This is a genomic window from Mangrovibacter plantisponsor, from assembly GCF_003182475.1.
GTDB classification, from domain to species: Bacteria; Pseudomonadota; Gammaproteobacteria; order Enterobacterales; family Enterobacteriaceae; genus Mangrovibacter; species Mangrovibacter plantisponsor.
The window spans coordinates 91,878-109,527 of sequence record NZ_QGTS01000002.1 but is presented as its reverse complement, the minus strand read 5'-3'; the positions used below and the strand labels follow the sequence as shown (position 1 = coordinate 109,527).

The window sequence follows — 17,650 nt, the reverse complement described above, 5'->3', positions numbered from 1 at the left end:
GAGCCCTGTATGAAGTTCTGGCGCCTGGGTATTACTGGCAAATTATTTATTGCTATTCTGTCCACCTGCATTCTGTTGCTTATCACAATGCACTGGGCAGTACGTGTCAGCTTTGAACGGGGCTTTATTGATTACATTAAGCACGGTAACCAACAGCGGTTAGTACTGCTGCGGGACACCCTGGCGGAACAGTATGCCATCCATGGGAACTGGCGCTTCCTGCGCCACAATGAAAGGTTTATGTTCCAGCTTTTGCGCTCCTTTGACCGCGATCTGGCAGGTGCACCAATGCCCCCTCCACGTGCAGGGGAACGAAATATGGAACAATATACGCCTGCTTTAGGAGCCCAGGATGAAAACGATGTTGCCATGCCAGATGACGGCGGGCCTGGCAACATGGATCCTGGGCAGCCCGATCCCTTTGCGCCCAACAGCGAACCACCTCGCGAGGATAACGGCGATCCCCATGGCCCGGGGCCGGGAATGGATCCACTCCATGGCTGGCGCGCACAGTTTTGGGTTCTGGATCAAAAAAGCCGCCTGTTGGTTGGCCCTCCCTTCCCTATTCCGCCAGACAGCAACCGGGAACCGATTAAATTCAACGATACTACCGTTGGCTGGGTGGTGGCTTCCCCGGTTGAACGCCTGACCAGAACCACAGATATCAGCTTTGATCGCCAGCAACGGCGCACCAGTTGGCTGATAGTCGCACTGGCAACATTAATGGCTGCCGGAGCCACATTTCCGCTGGCCCGTGGGTTACTGGCACCGGTGAAGCGCCTGGTGGAAGGGACACACAAATTAGCTGCAGGTGACTTCAGTACCCGTGTAGAGCAAAGCAGCAACGATGAACTCGGCCGGCTTGCCAGTGACTTTAACCAACTTGCCAGCACGCTTGAGAAAAACCAGCAGATGCGCCAGGCCTTTATGGCGGATATTTCCCATGAACTGCGCACACCACTGGCAGTATTGCGTGGCGAACTGGAAGCGATTCAGGATGGCGTGCGGAAATTTACCCCTGAATCTGTTGCCTCGCTGCAGGCCGAAGTGGGTACGCTGACCAAACTGGTTAATGACCTGCACCAGTTATCGATGTCTGACCAGGGTGCTCTGGCCTACCAGCGCCGCCACATTGAGGTTATCTCTCTGGTGGAAATGGCCGCAGGTGCATTTCGTGAACGCTTTAACAGCCACGGCTTAAGCATCAGCCTGAGTTTGCCAGACAGCGCCACGTTGTTTGGCGACCCGGATCGTTTGATGCAATTATTCAACAACCTGCTGGAAAACAGCCTGCGCTATACTGACAGCGGTGGCGGGCTGTCCATTAATGGCCGTATACAGAATGGCACACTCAACCTGCAATTCGCTGACAGTGGCCCGGGGGTTACAGATGAACAGCTTGCACAATTATTTGAGCGGTTTTATCGTGCTGAAGGTTCGCGTAACCGGGCCAGTGGCGGCTCTGGTTTAGGTTTGGCCATTTGCCAGAATATTGTGGAAGCCCATGGTGGTAAAATTTCCGCCGGGCACGCCGCTGCCGGGGGCATCAGTATTGATGTCACCTTACCTTTAGAGAGTGAAACACAGAGAAGCGTATGAGCGAATTCCCGATTGATGAAAATGCACCACAGATCCTGATTGTGGAAGATGAGCCAAAACTGGGCCAGTTGCTTATCGATTATCTGCGGGCGGCAAGCTATGCTCCAACTCTGGTTAACCATGGGGATCTGGTGGTTCCTTATGTGCGCCAGACCCCGCCGGATCTTATCCTGTTAGATCTGATGTTACCGGGTACAGATGGCCTGACAATTTGCAAAGAGATCCGCCGTTTTTCCGATGTACCTATTATTATGGTCACCGCAAAAATTGAAGAGATAGACCGCCTGTTGGGGCTGGAAATTGGTGCGGATGATTATATCTGTAAGCCCTACAGCCCACGTGAGGTTGTTGCCCGGGTTAAAACCATTCTGCGCCGCTGCCAGCCCAAAGCTTTTCAGAGTGACACAGATACTGGCCCAACGCTGAAAATCGATGAAAGCCGTTTTCAGGCCAGTTGGAATAACAAAGCGCTGGATCTCACCCCGGCAGAGTTTCGCCTGCTAAAAACCCTTGCCCATGAACCAGGCAAAGTCTTCTCCCGTGAACAGTTGCTGAACCATCTTTATGATGATTACCGGGTGGTCACAGACCGTACCATAGACAGCCACATCAAAAACCTGCGCCGCAAACTGGAAGCACTGGATGAAGAACAGCCATTTATCCGTGCTGTTTACGGTGTGGGCTACCGCTGGGAAGCCGACCCCTGCCAGTTTCTGTAACACCCACCGGGCGTGCTGACGCCCGGGTTTATTTCCCCTGCAGCAAGCGCTACAATGCCCGCCCTGAAAGTGTGGCATTACGCCGCATACCTGCCGTTTCACCTGGTGAAGCGGTTCTGACCTGACATCAGAAAGAGCCCAACATGTTTAAACCGGAATTACTTTCTCCGGCGGGAACGCTGAAAAATATGCGTTACGCCTTCGCTTATGGCGCAGATGCCGTTTACGCGGGACAACCTCGTTACAGCCTGCGGGTGCGTAACAACGAATTCAACCACGAAAACCTTGCACTGGGGATTAATGAAGCCCATTCGCTTGGGAAAAAGTTTTATGTAGTGGTGAATATTGCCCCCCATAACGCCAAACTGAAAACCTTTATTCGCGACCTGAAACCCGTTGTGGATATGGGCCCGGATGCGCTTATCATGTCTGATCCTGGCTTAATCATGATGGTTCGTGAAGCCTTCCCGGAGATAGCCATTCACCTTTCCGTACAGGCGAATGCGGTGAACTGGGCGACGGTAAAATTCTGGAAACAGATGGGGCTGACCCGGGTCATTCTTTCCCGCGAGCTTTCTTTAGAAGAAATTGCAGAAATTCGTGAACAGGTTCCGGAAATGGAACTGGAAGTATTCGTACACGGTGCATTATGCATGGCTTATTCAGGCCGCTGCCTGCTTTCTGGTTATATCAATAAGCGCGACCCGAATCAGGGCACCTGTACTAATGCCTGCCGCTGGGAATACAAAGTACAGGAAGGCAAAGAAGACGATATCGGCAATATTGTACATGTGCATGAACCCATTCCGGTACAGAATGTAGACCCAACGCTCGGAGCTGGCGCGCCAACCGACAAAGTGTTCATGATTGAAGAAAGCCAGCGCCCGGGTGAATATATGACCGCGTTCGAAGACGAACACGGCACCTATATTATGAACTCCAAAGATTTGCGTGCCATTCAGCATGTTGAGCGCTTAACCCAGTTGGGTGTGCATTCGCTGAAAATTGAAGGGCGCACCAAATCGTTTTACTACTGCGCCCGTACCGCCCAGGTATACCGCCGGGCCATTGATGATGCCGCTGCAGGGAAACCTTTCGACCCGTCGTTACTGGAAACACTGGAAGGCCTGGCACACCGTGGCTATACCGAAGGTTTTCTGCGCCGCCACACCCACGATAGCTACCAGAACTATGAATACGGGTATTCGGTTTCCGACCGCCAGCAGTTTGTCGGGGAATTTACCGGCGAGCGTCACGGCGAGCTTGCTGCCGTGGCGGTAAAAAATAAATTCAGCAAAGGCGACAGCCTGGAATTAATGACGCCACAGGGCAACATCAGCTTCACACTGGAACATATGGAAAACGGTAAAGGCCAGCCAATGGACGTGGCTCCGGGCGATGGCTACACAGTCTGGCTGCCCGTTCCGGCAGACCTGGCGCTGGAATATGGCCTGTTGATGCGTAACCTGGCGGGGCAAACTACCCGTAATCCGCACGCAAAGTAACAGCCAACGGGTGTTCATGTATACCAGCGTGCTAACCTTAGAACTGGATCACATACGTGACGGTTTAATATGGATATTATTAGCACGCTGAAAAACATAACCCATAAATGCTAGTTGTACCAGGAACCACCTCCTTAGCCTGTGTAATCTCCCTTACGCAGGCTTATTTTTTTATGTGCTCCACTAAAAGCTAACGTCTGCGTATAACCCACCTGAATAGCCGGTATCAGGCTTGTTGTGTCTGGCATAACAACGCTGGTGTGCCTTTGTATTCCCTCCCCTGTGGCATCCTGATGCTGCTTCTGTCTGCTTTATAAATCGCCTGGCTATTCGGAACAATATTTGGCGAATGGTGATATTCCCTTCATACGCGCCATACCAAAGCGCCATATTTAAATCAGGGGGAAAATAAAATTAATTGTTTCCTGTTTAATATACTCTTTCTCTTTCATGCTCTGGTTGAATGAACATGATATTAATTATCACTTCATATTTTATGGCAATAAAGAAGTTATTGTGCCCATAACTATTCAGGCTTAATGTGCGGTTAATACGGAGGGAATAAATTATTTGCCAGCACAGCCTGTTATATATTAGTAATGTGTGGTGTTTAATCAGCGCTTAAAAGGGAAACTGCAACATGCATCTGGAACGACACAGTATCGAACGAGTGGGATGGCTAAGGGCTGCCGTATTAGGTGCAAATGATGGCATCGTGTCAACAGCAAGTCTTGTCCTTGGCATTGCTTCGGCAGGCAGTTCATCTTCAGGTATTTTACTGGCAGGAATTGCCGGGCTTGTTGCCGGTGCCATGTCGATGGCGACAGGGGAATATGTCTCAGTTTCATCCCAGACAGACACCGAGCGTGCCGCTCTCGCGCAGGAGAAGAAGGAGTTGCAGGCTGACTATGAAGGCGAGGTTCATGAACTCACTTCTTTGTATATACAGCGTGGTGTTGAGCCAGTTCTGGCTCACAAGGTGGCATTACAACTTATGGAAAAAGATGCTCTTGATGCTCATTCCCGTGAAGAGCTGGGGCTTACAGAAACGAATTCGGCACGTCCTCTGCAGGCAGCAATTTTTTCAGCGGCGAGTTTTTCTGCAGGTGCTCTGTTGCCTTTAATCGTTGCATGGCTGGCTCCATCCACACTGGTTTTTCCGTTTGTCATTCTTTCCACCCTCGTCGCACTGACTTTCCTTGGGTATATTTCATCCGTTGCGGGCAGGGCTTCTCCACTGAAAGCAATGCTCAGAATCACTTTCTGGAGCGCAATGGCAATGGCTTTATCCATGGGAGCAGGAACACTCGCAGGCCAGGTTCTGGCTTAGCTCAGTATTTAATATGCTGAAGATGTATGGCTGAAAGTATGCGCACATCTGAGAGAAAACGTATTACGTGAATACTACCCCTGATTTGGGTTATTTCAACAGTGAGTTAGCTCTGGCGCAAGAAAACAAGTGTGTACACCGAAAATACTTTGTAACTTATTGAGATGAACAGCATGTTCCCGCCACATCAACCTGGCACGCGGCCATTCATCATTATATTAAATTGCAATACTTTTCCTCTTGCATTCTGTTGGCATCCATTTTTTAAAAGAAAAATCGTTTTGTTAAGCTGCCGTTTAACTTTCCCCAACTGTTATTTGTTGCGAATAACCTGATGGGCGAGTAATTTATTTTGGTATGAACAATTCGTGCTTTTCACAGGAGATAAGTTTCTTTCTTCTAACAGACAGTCTTATTGTTTTCTACTTTTCTGAATGTGAGCTGGCAGAACAGTTTTCTGGGTGTTTAAAGTGTTGCATCTGGCCACAGCCAGTTAAAAAACCTTTAATATCCTGTGGATAGCATGTCCACGGCAGTGTGTCCATATTACTGACAATTACATTTCGTAATGGGCAGTGTGTTAATTTATTAATCAAAGCGATAGCAAAAAATGGGTAAATTATTGATAACGGGTTGCACCGGGTTTCTTGGTGGCTGTGTTTTAAGTTATGCGCTAAAAAAATATAATATTAAGGATATTTTAATATTAGCCAGAACAGCAGAAAACTACCCGGCATTAACACGAGTACAAGATAACCTTGCTCGTTTTGGGCTTTCTCCTGAGATAACCGGCCAACTCACTGGTAGTAATATTATTGAAGGTGATTTAGCTCAACCTGAGCTGTTTCTGAACAACCCGTATCTGAATGAAGTCACGCATGTAATTAACTGCGCAGCAGTTGCATCGTTTGGTAAGAACCCATTGATCTGGAAAGTGAATGTAGAAGGTACTTTTGCTTTCGCAAAAAGAATGTCAGAAATTGCTTCATTGCAGCGCTTTGTGCATGTTGGCACCGCCATGTCCTGTTTGCCAACACCGGGGCACAATATTAAAGAATCACTCATCATAGCCGACGATTCTCAACATATTGTTGACTATACTCGCGCCAAGGCAGCAATTGAACGGAAAATGCGTGAAGAGTTACCAGAACTTCCGTTAGTAATTGCCCGACCGTCAATTATTGTTGGTCATTCAGAGTTAGGTTGCCAGCCATCAAGCAGTATTTTTTGGGTGTTTAAAATGGCACTTACTCTGGGTAAGTTTATGTGTAATTTGCAAGACAGAATTGATGTAGTGCCGGTTGATTTTTGTGCTGAAGCGTTACTGGCATTAACAGAAAATGAAAATGTCAAAAACGAAATATACCATATTTCAGCAGGGCCGGAATACAGTGTAAATTTTGCTGAAATAGACCAGGCGATGGCCCAGGCCGGGGGGACGGAACCGGTAGCAGATAATTATCGTATGGTGGATATGGGGTATTTTATGGGGATTCGTAAATCCTTCCCATTACTTTTCGGCGAGTGCAATGAAAGGATTATACTCAGAGCGATTAATCTCTATGGCCAGTTCTCCCGCCTGAATGTTACTTTTGACAATACTCAACTGCTCCACCTGGGTGTTTCAGCTCCGCGCAAGTTTACGTCTTACATTGATAAGTGTGTGGATTCAACTCGCGGGCAAAGCGTGACGGAAATGATGGCCTGCGACTTTAAATAACAAAAATTTGTTAAATGGCAATAGATTGACCGGGCTTTAAGGATGCGGTTTGCTGAATGTACAGCATAAACCATTACCCGGGATCTAATACCTGTATGGTGCGGTGAAAGCGGTTGTAGCAGACCACGCAATGGCGGGCATCGCACCATTTCCGGTGGTGTATAGCAGAAATAACTAAAACCCTTACACAGGCTTATTTTTCCCTCCAGTTTTCAGGCTGTTCTGACGATAACAATCTCTATATAGCACTACACTTTGGGTGTGGAGCACTTTACAGGGAATACAAGCCATGAAAACACTTGCCTCTTCCATGCTAATTCTTAATGGCAAACTTGCTAATGATCCCATTTTACGGGATACCATTCATCAGTTTCGTGAACGGGGGTTTGATCTCCACGTCCGTGTGACCTGGGAGTTTGGTGATGCAGAGCGGTTTGTTAATGAAGCTCACCACCTGAAAATCGAAAACGTCATTGCCGGGGGCGGTGACGGTACGCTGAACGAAGTGGTCAATGGTATTTACAAGCTGGAAGAAAAATCACGCCCAATCCTGGGAATTTTGCCGCTGGGAACCGCTAATGATTTTGCCACGGCGGCCGGGATCCCGGATGCCCTGAATAATGCACTGATGCTGGCAATCAATGGCCGCCCGCGCCAGATTGACCTGGTCCAGGTTAACCGTGGCCGCTGCTTTATTAATATGGCATCTGGTGGGTTCGGTACCAAAGTGACCAACGATACCCCGGAAACCATGAAAGCAACCTTCGGTGGGGTTTCCTACCTGATCCATGGGATCCTGCGCCTGGATAAACTGGCTCCGGATCATTGCGAAATTCGCAGTGGCGATTTTCTCTGGGAAGGTGATGCTCTGATTATGGGGATAGGTAATGGCCGCCAGGCCGGTGGCGGGCAGTTACTTTGCCCGGGAGCGTTAATTAACGACGGTATGCTGAACCTGCGTATTTTTACCGGGGAGTCTCTGGTTCCCACCCTGCTCAGCACTCTGGCACGCAGTGAAGATGAAGAACATATGATAGAAGCCAGCGGCAGCTGGTTTGAAATCCGGGCTGAACACACCATGACGTTTAACCTGGATGGTGAGCCAATCAGCGGTAACCAGTTTTCCCTGGTGGTGAAACCAGGCGCTGTTTTCTGCCGCCTGCCCCCGGACTGCCCGTTACTGAAATAATACCAGCGCGCCCCGGCATCTTACCGGGGCGCTTTCAATAAAAGTTATCTTGTTTTGAATGTAAACGGCTCAGGCAATAGTGACCTGTTTACTGAGGTACACGTCCTGCACGGCATTAATCAGTTTTACCCCGTCGGCCATGGATTTTTTAAACGCTTTACGCCCCAGAATTAACCCCATACCACCAGCACGCTTGTTAATAACGGCGGTGCGCACCGCATCAGCGAAATCTGTTTCGCCACCCGCGGCGCCACCTGAGTTAATTAACCCGGCACGGCCCATGTAGCAATTCGCCAGTTGGTAACGTACCAGGTCTATGGGGTTTTCCGTGGTGAGTTTGCTGTAGACGCGTTCGTCGGTGTAACCAAAATTAACAGCTTTGTAGCCGCCATTATTTTCAGCCATTTTCTGCTTAACTATATCAGCCCCAATAGTGGCTGCGATGTGGTTCGCCTGGCCGGTAAGGTCGGCGCTGGCATGGTAATCCACGCCATCTTTTTTGAATGCCGGGTTACGCAAATAAGCCCACAGCACCGTCACCAGCCCCAGTTCATGGGCACGCTCAAATGCCGCAGAGATTTCTTCTATCTGGCGGCGGGACTCTTCTGAACCAAAGTAAATCGTAGCCCCTACCGCTACCGCCCCCAGATTAAATGCCTGCTCTACGCTTGCGTACAGCGTCTGGTCATAAGTCGTTGGGTAGCTCAGGGTTTCGTTATGGTTCAGCTTCATCAGAAATGGAATGCGGTGAGCATAACGGCGGGAAACCGAAGCCAGCACACCATAAGTGGAAGCCACACAGTTGCAACCGGCTTCAATCGCCAGTTCCACAATGTTTTTGGGATCGAAATAGAGAGGGTTGGCAGCAAATGACGCACCGGCCGAATGCTCAATACCCTGGTCAACCGGCAGTATCGACAAGTAGCCGGTGCCGGCCAGGCGGCCTGTGTTATAGAGCGTCTGCATGTTACGCAGTACAGCCGGTGGGCGGTTGTTGTCCACCATAACCCGGTCCACATAATCCGGGCCGGGCAGGTAAAGTTGTTCGGCGGAAATCGTCATACAACGGTGTTGCAGCAGGTTATCGGCGTCATTTCCAAGAAACTGAATAATATCGGTCATCATAAACTCCATTATTTGTCTCTGTTTGCCAGCGAACAATGCCTGAAACAAGCCGCCTTACCGCAGAAGAATTCACTGCCAGGAGCAGCCTGAACCCGGCTCATCATTCGCTGAGAAATATAACCGTAGCAGATTTTCAGGGGAGCCCCTTGTGTAAAAATGACATCCTGTAACTTCCCGTTAGCCCTGGTTTCAGGGGGAAGTGCTGGTTTACCTCTCTCGTGTTCCTCTCTCACAAAACCAATATGGGTGCACACCGAATGGAACAGCTTCTCCAGCGTGCAGCCTTGCTTTCGACACACACCACCGGCCGATTTGTGTACAACAAAACTGTTACACTGATCAAGTAATCATCACAAAGGTATTTCAAAGGTATTATTGAATGGTATTTTAAAGGAGTACCCTATCTGACATGAAGGATTAAACAATGAAAACCAAAGTCCAACTGTCATTCATGATGTTTGTTGAATGGTTTATCTGGGGCGCGTGGTTTGTGCCACTGTGGTTATGGCTCAGTAAAAGCGGCTTTACCGCAGGTGAAATTGGCTGGTCATATGCCTGCACTGCTATTGCTGCAATCCTCTCGCCTATCCTGGTCGGTTCACTGACCGACCGCTTCTTCGCAGCGCAGAAAGTGCTGGCGTTATTGATGTTTGCTGGTGCCGTACTGATGTACTTCGCCGCACAGCAAACCCAGTTCAGTAGCTTCTTCCCGTTACTGCTGGCTTACTCGCTGACGTATATGCCTACCATCGCACTAACCAACAGCATCGCTTTTGCCAACGTGGATGACGTGGAGGCCGACTTCCCACGCATTCGTGTGATGGGAACCATAGGCTGGATAGCCTCCGGGCTGGCATGCGGCTTCCTGCCGCAGATGTTGGGCTATAACGACATTTCGGATACCAATGTCCCCTTGCTGATGACCGCAGGAAGCTCCGCGTTGCTTGGTGTTTTTGCCCTGTTCCTGCCGAATACGCCACCAAAGAGCACCGGCAAGCTGGATTTCAAAGTGATGCTCGGGCTGGATGCACTGATCCTTCTGCGTGACAAAAACTTCCTGGTGTTCTTCTTCTGCTCGTTCCTGTTCGCAATGCCGCTGGCGTTTTACTACATCTTTGCCAACGGTTATCTCACAGAAGTAGGCATGAAAAACGCCACCGGCTGGATGACGCTTGGCCAGTTCTCAGAAATCTTCTTTATGCTGGCGCTGCCATTCTTCACCAATCGCTTTGGTATTAAGAAGGTCTTACTGCTGGGCCTTATCACTGCGGCTATTCGCTATGGTTTCTTTGTCTACGGTGGCGCAGAGCAATACTTCACCTATGCACTGCTGTTCCTCGGCATCTTGTTACACGGCGTGAGTTATGACTTCTACTACGTAACGGCGTACATCTATGTGGATAAAAAAGCGCCGGTACATATGCGAACTGCCGCACAGGGTTTGATTACGCTGTGTTGCCAGGGCTTTGGCAGCCTGCTGGGTTACCGACTGGGTGGTGTGATGATGGAGAAAATGTTCGCATACCACGAGCCAGTGAATGGGTTGACCTTCAACTGGGCCGGGATGTGGACATTCGGCGCAGTCATGATTGCCGTGATAGCCATACTATTTATGCTGTTTTTCCGCGAATCGGATAAAGAGATCACCGCAATTGAGGTGGTTGATAGCGATAACGCGCTGACACAAGGGGAAGTTAAATGAAACAAGAACGTGTTCTCGGTGCTCTTTATGGGCAGGCGTTAGGGGATGCGATGGGCATGCCGTCTGAGCTGTGGCCAAGAAAGCGTGTCAAAGCGCACTTTGGCTGGATCGACCGCTTTTTACCTGGCCCCGCAGAGAACAATGCAGCCTGCTATTTTAACCAGGCTGAGTTTACTGACGACACCTCCATGGCGCTTTGCCTGGCTGATGCCATTATTGAATGTGACGGGCAGATCAACGCCGATGTCATCGGCAAGCATATTTTGCGCTGGGCAGAATCATTCGACGCCTTTAACAAAAATGTATTAGGCCCAACCTCTAAAATTGCACTGAACGCCATTCGTGACGGGAAACCAGTGAGCGAGCTGGAAAACAACGGTGTGACCAACGGCGCAGCGATGCGTGCTTCACCATTGGGTTGCCTGTTACCGGCCACCCATCTGGCACAGTTTGTTGACCAGGTGGCTCTGGCCTCCAGCCCAACGCATAAATCCGACCTGGCGATTGCCGGTGCTGTAGTAGTTGCCTGGGCGGTTTCCCGCGCTATTGACGGTGAAAGCTGGCAAAGCATTGCTGATGCTCTGCCCGGTATCGCCCGTTATGCGCAGGAAGCCAAACCAACTACTTTCAGCCCATCACTGGCGGCCCGCCTGGAACTGGCACTCAAAACCGTCCGCGAAGCAAACGGTACTGAATCCGCCAGCGAACAGGTTTATCAGTTGGTTGGTGCCGGTACCAACACCATCGAATCCGTTCCGGCAGCCATTGCAATGGTGGAGCTGGCCGGAACCGACCCGAACCGCTGCGCAGTTTTATGCGCCAACCTGGGCGGCGATACAGACACCATTGGCGCAATGGCAACCGCCATTTGCGGCGCGTTGCACGGGGTACAGGCGATTAACCCGTCCCTTAAATCTGAACTCGACGCTGTTAATCAGCTCGATTTCACCAGGTATTGCGCTGCACTGTTGCGCTATCGGGAGCAAAGGGAGGATGTATGAATTCAGGTTTTGCCCACCAGCTTGAAACACTGCACGCCACACGCCCGCTTACTGTGCTGGGTGCCGCAGTCATTGACGTGATTGCGGACGCCTGGGCTTTACCGTGGAGCGGTTGCGATATCGAGCTAAAACAACAAGGGGTTAATATTGGTGGCTGTGCACTGAATATCGCCATCGCCCTGAAACGGCTGGGTATTGCCGCGCAAAATGCCCTGCCCGTGGGGCACGGCGTGTGGGCCGATATCATTCGCAACGCAATGGCAAAGCAGAGTCTTCATAGCGTGGTAGAAGCTGAAACGGGTGATAACGGTTGGTGCCTGGCACTTGTTGAGCCGGACGGCGAACGCACATTTATGTCCTTCAGTGGCGTAGAAAACCAGTGGCAACCAGCGTGGCTGGCTCAACTCGATGTGCCCCCAGGCAGCCTGGTTTATCTTTCCGGATATCAACTGGTATCGCCGTGCGGTGAACTGTTGACGAGCTGGCTGGAAGGATTGCCGGATGTAACCGCGTTTATTGATTTCGGCCCGCGTCTTGCCGATATCTCTGATGCGCTGATGGCACGGATTATGGCCTGCCGCCCCATAGTTTCGCTGAACCGCCAGGAAGCGCAGATTGCCGCCGGGCGCCTGGGTGTGGCGGAGGAACAACTGGGAGAGGCATGGCAGCAACGGTTTGCCTCTGCACTGATTGTTCGCCATGACAAAGAAGGCGCCACCTGGTACGACGGCACTGAATCAGGCTATGTTCCGGCATTTCAGGCAACCGTTGTGGATACTATCGGCGCAGGCGACAGCCATGCAGGAGGAACGCTGGCGGGCCTTGCCGCGGGTTGGACTCTGGCTGATTCAGTAAGGCTTGGCAACGCAGTGGCAGCCTGGGTTGTCAGCCATCGTGGCGGAGACTGCGCCCCAACGCGTGAGGAGTTACTCCTCGCACACAAAGACGTATAGATCGCTGCGGCAGTAGCTGATGCTGTACTCAACCGGCCGGTGTTGCTGGTCAAGCGCCACTTGCTTAATCACCAGCACCGGTATTTTGTCATCCATACTGATATGTTCCTGAAATTCGCTGTCCGGCATGCGGGCGCTGACGCGTGAGCGGGTGCGCTGAGGGAATATATTCTGGCTGCGAAAGTAGTCGTACAACGAGATACCAATCGCATCGGGATCATGGATTAACCCCGCCGGCACCCAGGACTCCTCAATTGAAACAGCGTCTTCATCGACATAGCGAATACGCTTAAGCAAAAAAACATCGCTTTGCGGCGCAACCGACAACTGGCTGGCTACCTCTTCCGGGCATTTCACCACCCGTTTATTGACCCACAGAGTATTCGGTTTTTTACCACGCAACACCACCTGCTGAGAAAAACCGCGCGCCTCTTTCAGGGAATATTCAAAGATATTGTTGATTTGCGTGCCGTAACCACGAGCGCGGGTTACCACACCCTCTTCTTCCAGCGCCTGCATCGCTTTGCGTACCGTGATCCGCGACACCCCGGTCAGCTGGCTCAGGTCTCGCTCACCTGGCAGGATATTCCCATGCTCCAGCAGGCCACTGCGCACCGCGTTTTTTACCGTTTCGGCAAATTTAAGGTACAGCGGCGTGTTGTCGGGCGCGGCAATCCGTTCATTAAGGTGAGCAATTAACCGGGTATGCGCTTGTTCCATCTCTGTTTTTCTCTGGCCGGGGTTTCATGCCAGTATACCCTAAATAATTCGAATTGCAGGAAGGTGGCAAGGAGTAACCCCCAGGTGCCTTACAACATACACAACGGGGGTGAAAGAGCACAACCAACGCACCTGCAACCTGAAATATGGCAGGTATTTACGGCTTACCACCACTCGTGAAAATGGTGAACCGGACCAATCCCGTGCCCCACTTCCAGCGTGTCGGCTTGCGCCAGCGCGGCAGAGAGCCAGCTTTTAGCCTGCTGCACCGTATCTGCCCAGGTGCTATGCCGTGGGCGTAACGCTGCAAGGGCTGCAGAGAGCGTGCAGCCTGTGCCATGGGTGTTTTTGGTCAGCACGCGCGGTGTACTAAAACGCCATTCGCCGTCACGGGTAAAGAGCCAGTCCGGGCTTTCCGCATCATCCAGATGCCCCCCTTTCATTAGCACTGCGCCGCACCCCATTGCCAGTAGCGCCTGCCCCTGTGCTTTCATTTCACCTTCAGTTTGCGCAGATGGCGCATTTAACAGTGCAGCGGCTTCTGGCAGGTTTGGGGTGATAAGCGCCACCTGCGGCAGCAATTTTTTACGCAGCGTCTCGACGGCAGAGGCAGAAAGAAGCGGGTCGCCGCTTTTGGCCAGCATCACCGTATCAAGAACCACGTTGTGGCTCTGATAGCGGCGCAGTTGCTCTGCAACCGCCTCCACGATGTCGGCCTCTGCCAGCATGCCGATTTTAGTGGAGTCAATACGCACATCACTGAGCACTGAATCCAGTTGCGCCGCGACAAAATCCGGCTCAATGCGGTAGACCGACTGCACACCACGTGTATTTTGCGCCACCAGTGCGGTTATCACCGAACACCCGTAAGCACCCAGCGCTGAGAACGTCTTCAAATCGGCCTGAATACCCGCGCCACCACTGGGATCTGTTCCAGCTATTGTCAGAGCATTAATTCTTTTCATGCCAGAGCCTCTTCACTGAGGTTCCACAAAGCATCCAGCATGGCCGGGACAAAACTGCCCGGGCCGTGGCTTGCTGCAACTGCACGCTCCCCGGCGCAAGACATAATCCGGCACGCGCCCGCCACATTGACCAGCCTGTCCCCCGGTAATGCGCAACTGGCAGCAACCACGGCAGAAAGCGCACACCCGGTGCCCACAACATATGTCATCAGTACATCGCCCCCGGGAACAGCCAGAGTGCGTTCACCATCGGTGACATAATCCACCTCGCCAGTCACAGCAACCACCGCCCCGGTGATACGAGCAAGGCGCATGGCTGCATCTATTGCCTGCTCTGCAGGCTGCAACGAATCCACCCCGCGCCCGCCTCTACCAGTACCTGCCAGCGCCATAATTTCTGAAGCATTGCCCCGTATAGCCGCCGGGTGTAATTCGCATGCCTGATGGGCAAAGGTGGTACGCAACTGCAACGCGCCCACCGCAACCGGGTCCAGCGCCCAGGGTTTACCCGCGTTATTGGCTGCATGAATCGCTGCCATCATGCCTGCCGCACGCGGTGTGGTGAGTGTGCCAACATTAATCAGTAAGGCATCAGCCAGCGCCGCGAATTGTGCGGCTTCCTGCTCGTCCGGCACCATCGCGGGGGACGCACGCAAAGCAAGCAAGGTATTGGCAGTAAAAGTTTGTACCACGTCATTGGTCAGGCAATGGACCAGTGGGCGGTGAGTATGGAAGTGTTGTAAAACGTTGGCGGCTTGATTGCCGCTAAGCAGGTCAGGTTGCATTACAGGCTCCTGTCCGGCGTGAAGAAGCGATACCGGACAGGTATCTGACTTCCCTACGCTGGCATTATCCAGATCAGGTATTACGGGTATTTCTCAGCCCATCAGTGATGGGGCACCCCGAGTCATTTAGCATAAATATCTATGCTGGTGCCAGATTAGAGGAAGAGGCTTGCCAACACAAGCGTATGTAGCTGGTGTTGCTTCTTCATGAGCAGTAGCAGCTCACATGCCACGAGGCGGATTGTCGCCTGCTGCCAGAAACAGGTACAAAGTCATTTGATGTAGTAAAATAATCTGTAAATCAGTTATAGCTCTATTATCCCCATGCGTATGGTCACTTTCTATTGTTAATTAGGAACATATCATGCTAGACCTCTGCTTAGGATACTTAAAAGAAAGGATGAACCAGTCAATAAAAAATGTTTTTGATTTATCAAATGATTTAGTAATTGTCTCACCACCCACAGACCTGGATGGTTCAAAATCACACGAAATACAAAACAAGATCCTCATTTTCATTGGCAATATCGAAAAAGACGCATTTTCTAAAAGTTACCGGCCAGACAACAATAGCAACAGAACAACTCTCTCTTCGAGACCACTTTTTATCACGTTGACCGTGACTATCGCCGCGAACTTTAGCACGAACCATTATTCAGATGGGTTAAAAGTACTGTCGCACTTACTGGCATTCTTCAACCGCAACAGCAATTTCACTCACCAGAACTCCCCCGATTTACCTGAAAGTATTGAACAAATTAACATGGAACTGGAATCCATACCGGGTGAGCAATTAAACCATATGTGGGGAGTATTCGGCTCGCACTACCTGCCATCGTGCGTTTACCGGGTGAGAGCACTGGTGCCAGACAGTGAAGCCATTCTTTCCCAGGTGGGCAACATTCATATTTCCGATACAGATATCACCAAAAGGGATAGCTAAATGGCGAACTATCAATCTATTTTGTCCATTAAGGTACAGCATGAGTATTACAATTCATTTAAAGATGAGCTGGCACCTTTTGATATCATTGCAGATGAAAATACAGAAAATTTATTCAGGCAATACAGTATTCTGGCGAAGTCGAAACCAGGAACCATACAACTTGTGGTGGAAACAGAACTATTTAACGATTTAGCTGCTTTAACGGAAGAATTTAATCTGACATTTTATCTCGTAAGTACCGACTCCGTTGTCAGGAGCATTACCGAGATGCCGAATGCATTTGATATTGCTAATATAAATGCTGAATTTACTCAGAGCAACACTATGAAGATCAGCGTTGAGAATTGGATTAACAGCAGCCAATTCCATGAAATCACACAGCATGATGGAACAACCATTTATAATAAAAACCTGATGGGGATACTTAGTATTCACATCCCCAAACAATTATTCAACTTAGATAAAAAATCTATCACCTTGCAATTCAACACCGTTTCCACTTACTGGAAATACTATTTCTGCTCATTAAATACCAAATCCAGCATCAACATATCTGGAACATCTGGCATAGAAAGTGCATTTACTGAACAAGACAATGAACGGATCCTGAATCAAACGGCACGGGTTTTTATTTCAGACAAAAGCATGCCATTAATGAAATCAGGTGCAGAATCATTTTCATTGTTAAGCGACAAGAAAACGATTATTAAGTCACTCCCTATTCCAGATGCAAATAATATCTCAACATTACTTGTTGACGGTAGCATGCGTTTAACTTCTCATATCTATGTAGTCTGTAACTAACATTTTTTATAACCAAAAATCATATAACACACACCAGAGAAAGCTGGCATTGAGGCAGTTCACACCATTGACACCAAATGGGCTCAACGCAGGGGCAACAACCATTTAACACAAAAATTATTATAAATGATTGTTTTTATTGATAATAAAATTACTGATTTGGTGTTATGGCTACAGAGAATTAACTGCAATAGTCCCCCACAGGTAAAGTTCTGGCTGGAGCATGTAAATCTCGCCGCCAGCTAACATCCCCCAGTAAAACCCGGGCAATATTGCCTGCCAGATAACAAAAGATGAATCTCAAGGAATATTGAAAAATACCAACATCGTGCTTAGATTTAATTGTCAATCGGAGTTGACAGAAAACTGAGCAGACGCTATACCAAGATTGTCAATAGTAAAATAGTCTTAACTTGCCTGAATGCCTCTCTTAACAGTGTATTTCACAGTGTGTATTCCTGTGTGTTAATCGTTGGGCATGGTTGCCAATCAATTACATGAAGGTCCAAACTATGGCCGTAATGAAAACACCTGGCGTATATATTGTTGAGAAGAATGCATTTCCAAACTCCGTTGTGGAAGTTGCA

15 protein-coding genes and 1 riboswitch are annotated in these 17,650 nt (G+C 49.9%); of the genes, 11 read left to right on the top strand and 4 right to left on the bottom strand.

Annotation, left to right across the window (positions count from 1 at the left end; genetic code table 11):
* The first annotated feature begins 9 nt into the window (after positions 1 to 9).
* The 6 genes from baeS to yegS all read left to right on the top strand — a co-directional run bounded on the left by baeS (position 10) and on the right by yegS (position 8,062).
* Positions 10 to 1,599, top strand: coding sequence for an envelope stress sensor histidine kinase BaeS (gene baeS, locus DES37_RS03200; RefSeq protein WP_110024813.1), 1,590 nt, complete (start codon positions 10 to 12; stop codon positions 1,597 to 1,599).
* Complete coding sequence (baeR, locus tag DES37_RS03195; RefSeq protein ID WP_036114984.1) at positions 1,596 to 2,318, top strand: envelope stress response regulator BaeR; 723 nt, start codon at positions 1,596 to 1,598, stop codon at positions 2,316 to 2,318. The genes baeS and baeR overlap by 4 nt, the downstream gene beginning before the upstream one ends.
* 143 nt (positions 2,319 to 2,461) lie before the next feature.
* The gene (gene trhP, locus DES37_RS03190; protein WP_110024812.1) at positions 2,462 to 3,823 is read left to right on the top strand and encodes a prephenate-dependent tRNA uridine(34) hydroxylase TrhP; all 1,362 of its coding nucleotides are present in this window, start codon (positions 2,462 to 2,464) and stop codon (positions 3,821 to 3,823) included.
* Between the two features lie 640 nt (positions 3,824 to 4,463).
* On the top strand, positions 4,464 to 5,153 hold the full coding sequence (locus tag DES37_RS03185; RefSeq protein WP_110024811.1) for a VIT1/CCC1 transporter family protein: 690 nt from the start codon (positions 4,464 to 4,466) through the stop codon (positions 5,151 to 5,153).
* Between the two features lie 610 nt (positions 5,154 to 5,763).
* A complete protein-coding gene (locus tag DES37_RS03180) occupies positions 5,764 to 6,873 on the top strand; it encodes an SDR family oxidoreductase (protein WP_110024810.1) in 1,110 nt (369 codons plus the stop codon).
* Between the two features lie 289 nt (positions 6,874 to 7,162).
* Positions 7,163 to 8,062, top strand: a complete 900-nt coding sequence (gene yegS, locus DES37_RS03175; protein ID WP_036114972.1) for a lipid kinase YegS — start codon at positions 7,163 to 7,165, stop codon at positions 8,060 to 8,062.
* Positions 8,063 to 8,131: 69 nt separating this feature from the next.
* Here the strand turns inward: yegS and fbaB are convergent, their stop codons facing one another.
* Complete coding sequence (gene fbaB, locus DES37_RS03170) at positions 8,132 to 9,184, bottom strand: class I fructose-bisphosphate aldolase (protein WP_036114969.1); 1,053 nt, start codon at positions 9,182 to 9,184, stop codon at positions 8,132 to 8,134.
* A 427-nt stretch (positions 9,185 to 9,611) separates the two neighbouring features.
* Between fbaB and DES37_RS03165 the strand changes: the two genes are divergently transcribed.
* Genes DES37_RS03165 through DES37_RS03155 form a run of 3 tightly spaced genes read left to right on the top strand, consistent with a single transcriptional unit; the run spans position 9,612 to position 12,843 of the window.
* A complete protein-coding gene (locus DES37_RS03165; protein ID WP_110024809.1) occupies positions 9,612 to 10,889 on the top strand; it encodes a nucleoside permease in 1,278 nt (425 codons plus the stop codon).
* Positions 10,886 to 11,890 carry an ADP-ribosylglycohydrolase family protein gene (locus tag DES37_RS03160; RefSeq protein ID WP_110024808.1) on the top strand — a complete coding sequence of 335 codons (1,005 nt, stop codon included), beginning with the start codon at positions 10,886 to 10,888 and terminating at the stop codon, positions 11,888 to 11,890. The genes DES37_RS03165 and DES37_RS03160 overlap by 4 nt, the downstream gene beginning before the upstream one ends.
* Positions 11,887 to 12,843 carry a PfkB family carbohydrate kinase gene (locus DES37_RS03155; RefSeq protein WP_110024807.1) on the top strand — a complete coding sequence of 319 codons (957 nt, stop codon included), beginning with the start codon at positions 11,887 to 11,889 and terminating at the stop codon, positions 12,841 to 12,843. The genes DES37_RS03160 and DES37_RS03155 overlap by 4 nt, the downstream gene beginning before the upstream one ends.
* Here the strand turns inward: DES37_RS03155 and DES37_RS03150 are convergent.
* The 3 genes from DES37_RS03150 to thiM all read right to left on the bottom strand — a co-directional run bounded on the left by DES37_RS03150 (position 12,817) and on the right by thiM (position 15,313).
* Positions 12,817 to 13,563 carry a GntR family transcriptional regulator gene (locus DES37_RS03150; RefSeq protein WP_036114956.1) on the bottom strand — a complete coding sequence of 249 codons (747 nt, stop codon included), beginning with the start codon at positions 13,561 to 13,563 and terminating at the stop codon, positions 12,817 to 12,819. The two genes, DES37_RS03155 and DES37_RS03150, sit on opposite strands and share 27 nt — an antisense overlap.
* A 164-nt stretch (positions 13,564 to 13,727) precedes the next feature.
* Positions 13,728 to 14,528, bottom strand: a complete 801-nt coding sequence (thiD, locus tag DES37_RS03140) for a bifunctional hydroxymethylpyrimidine kinase/phosphomethylpyrimidine kinase (RefSeq protein ID WP_036114953.1) — start codon at positions 14,526 to 14,528, stop codon at positions 13,728 to 13,730.
* Positions 14,525 to 15,313: a hydroxyethylthiazole kinase gene (gene thiM / locus DES37_RS03135; protein ID WP_110024806.1), complete on the bottom strand. Its 789-nt coding sequence runs from the start codon at positions 15,311 to 15,313 to the stop codon at positions 14,525 to 14,527. Before thiM ends, thiD begins: the two co-directional genes overlap by 4 nt.
* A 33-nt stretch (positions 15,314 to 15,346) precedes the next feature.
* Positions 15,347 to 15,443, bottom strand: a riboswitch (TPP riboswitch).
* A gap of 270 nt (positions 15,444 to 15,713) precedes the next feature.
* Between thiM and DES37_RS03130 the strand changes: the two genes are divergently transcribed.
* Positions 15,714 to 16,256 carry a Pvc16 family protein gene (locus tag DES37_RS03130; RefSeq protein ID WP_211320535.1) on the top strand — a complete coding sequence of 181 codons (543 nt, stop codon included), beginning with the start codon at positions 15,714 to 15,716 and terminating at the stop codon, positions 16,254 to 16,256.
* Entirely contained in the window at positions 16,257 to 17,063 is an 807-nt protein-coding gene (locus DES37_RS03125; protein WP_110024804.1) for a hypothetical protein, read from the top strand.
* Positions 17,064 to 17,650: the final 587 nt, after the last annotated feature.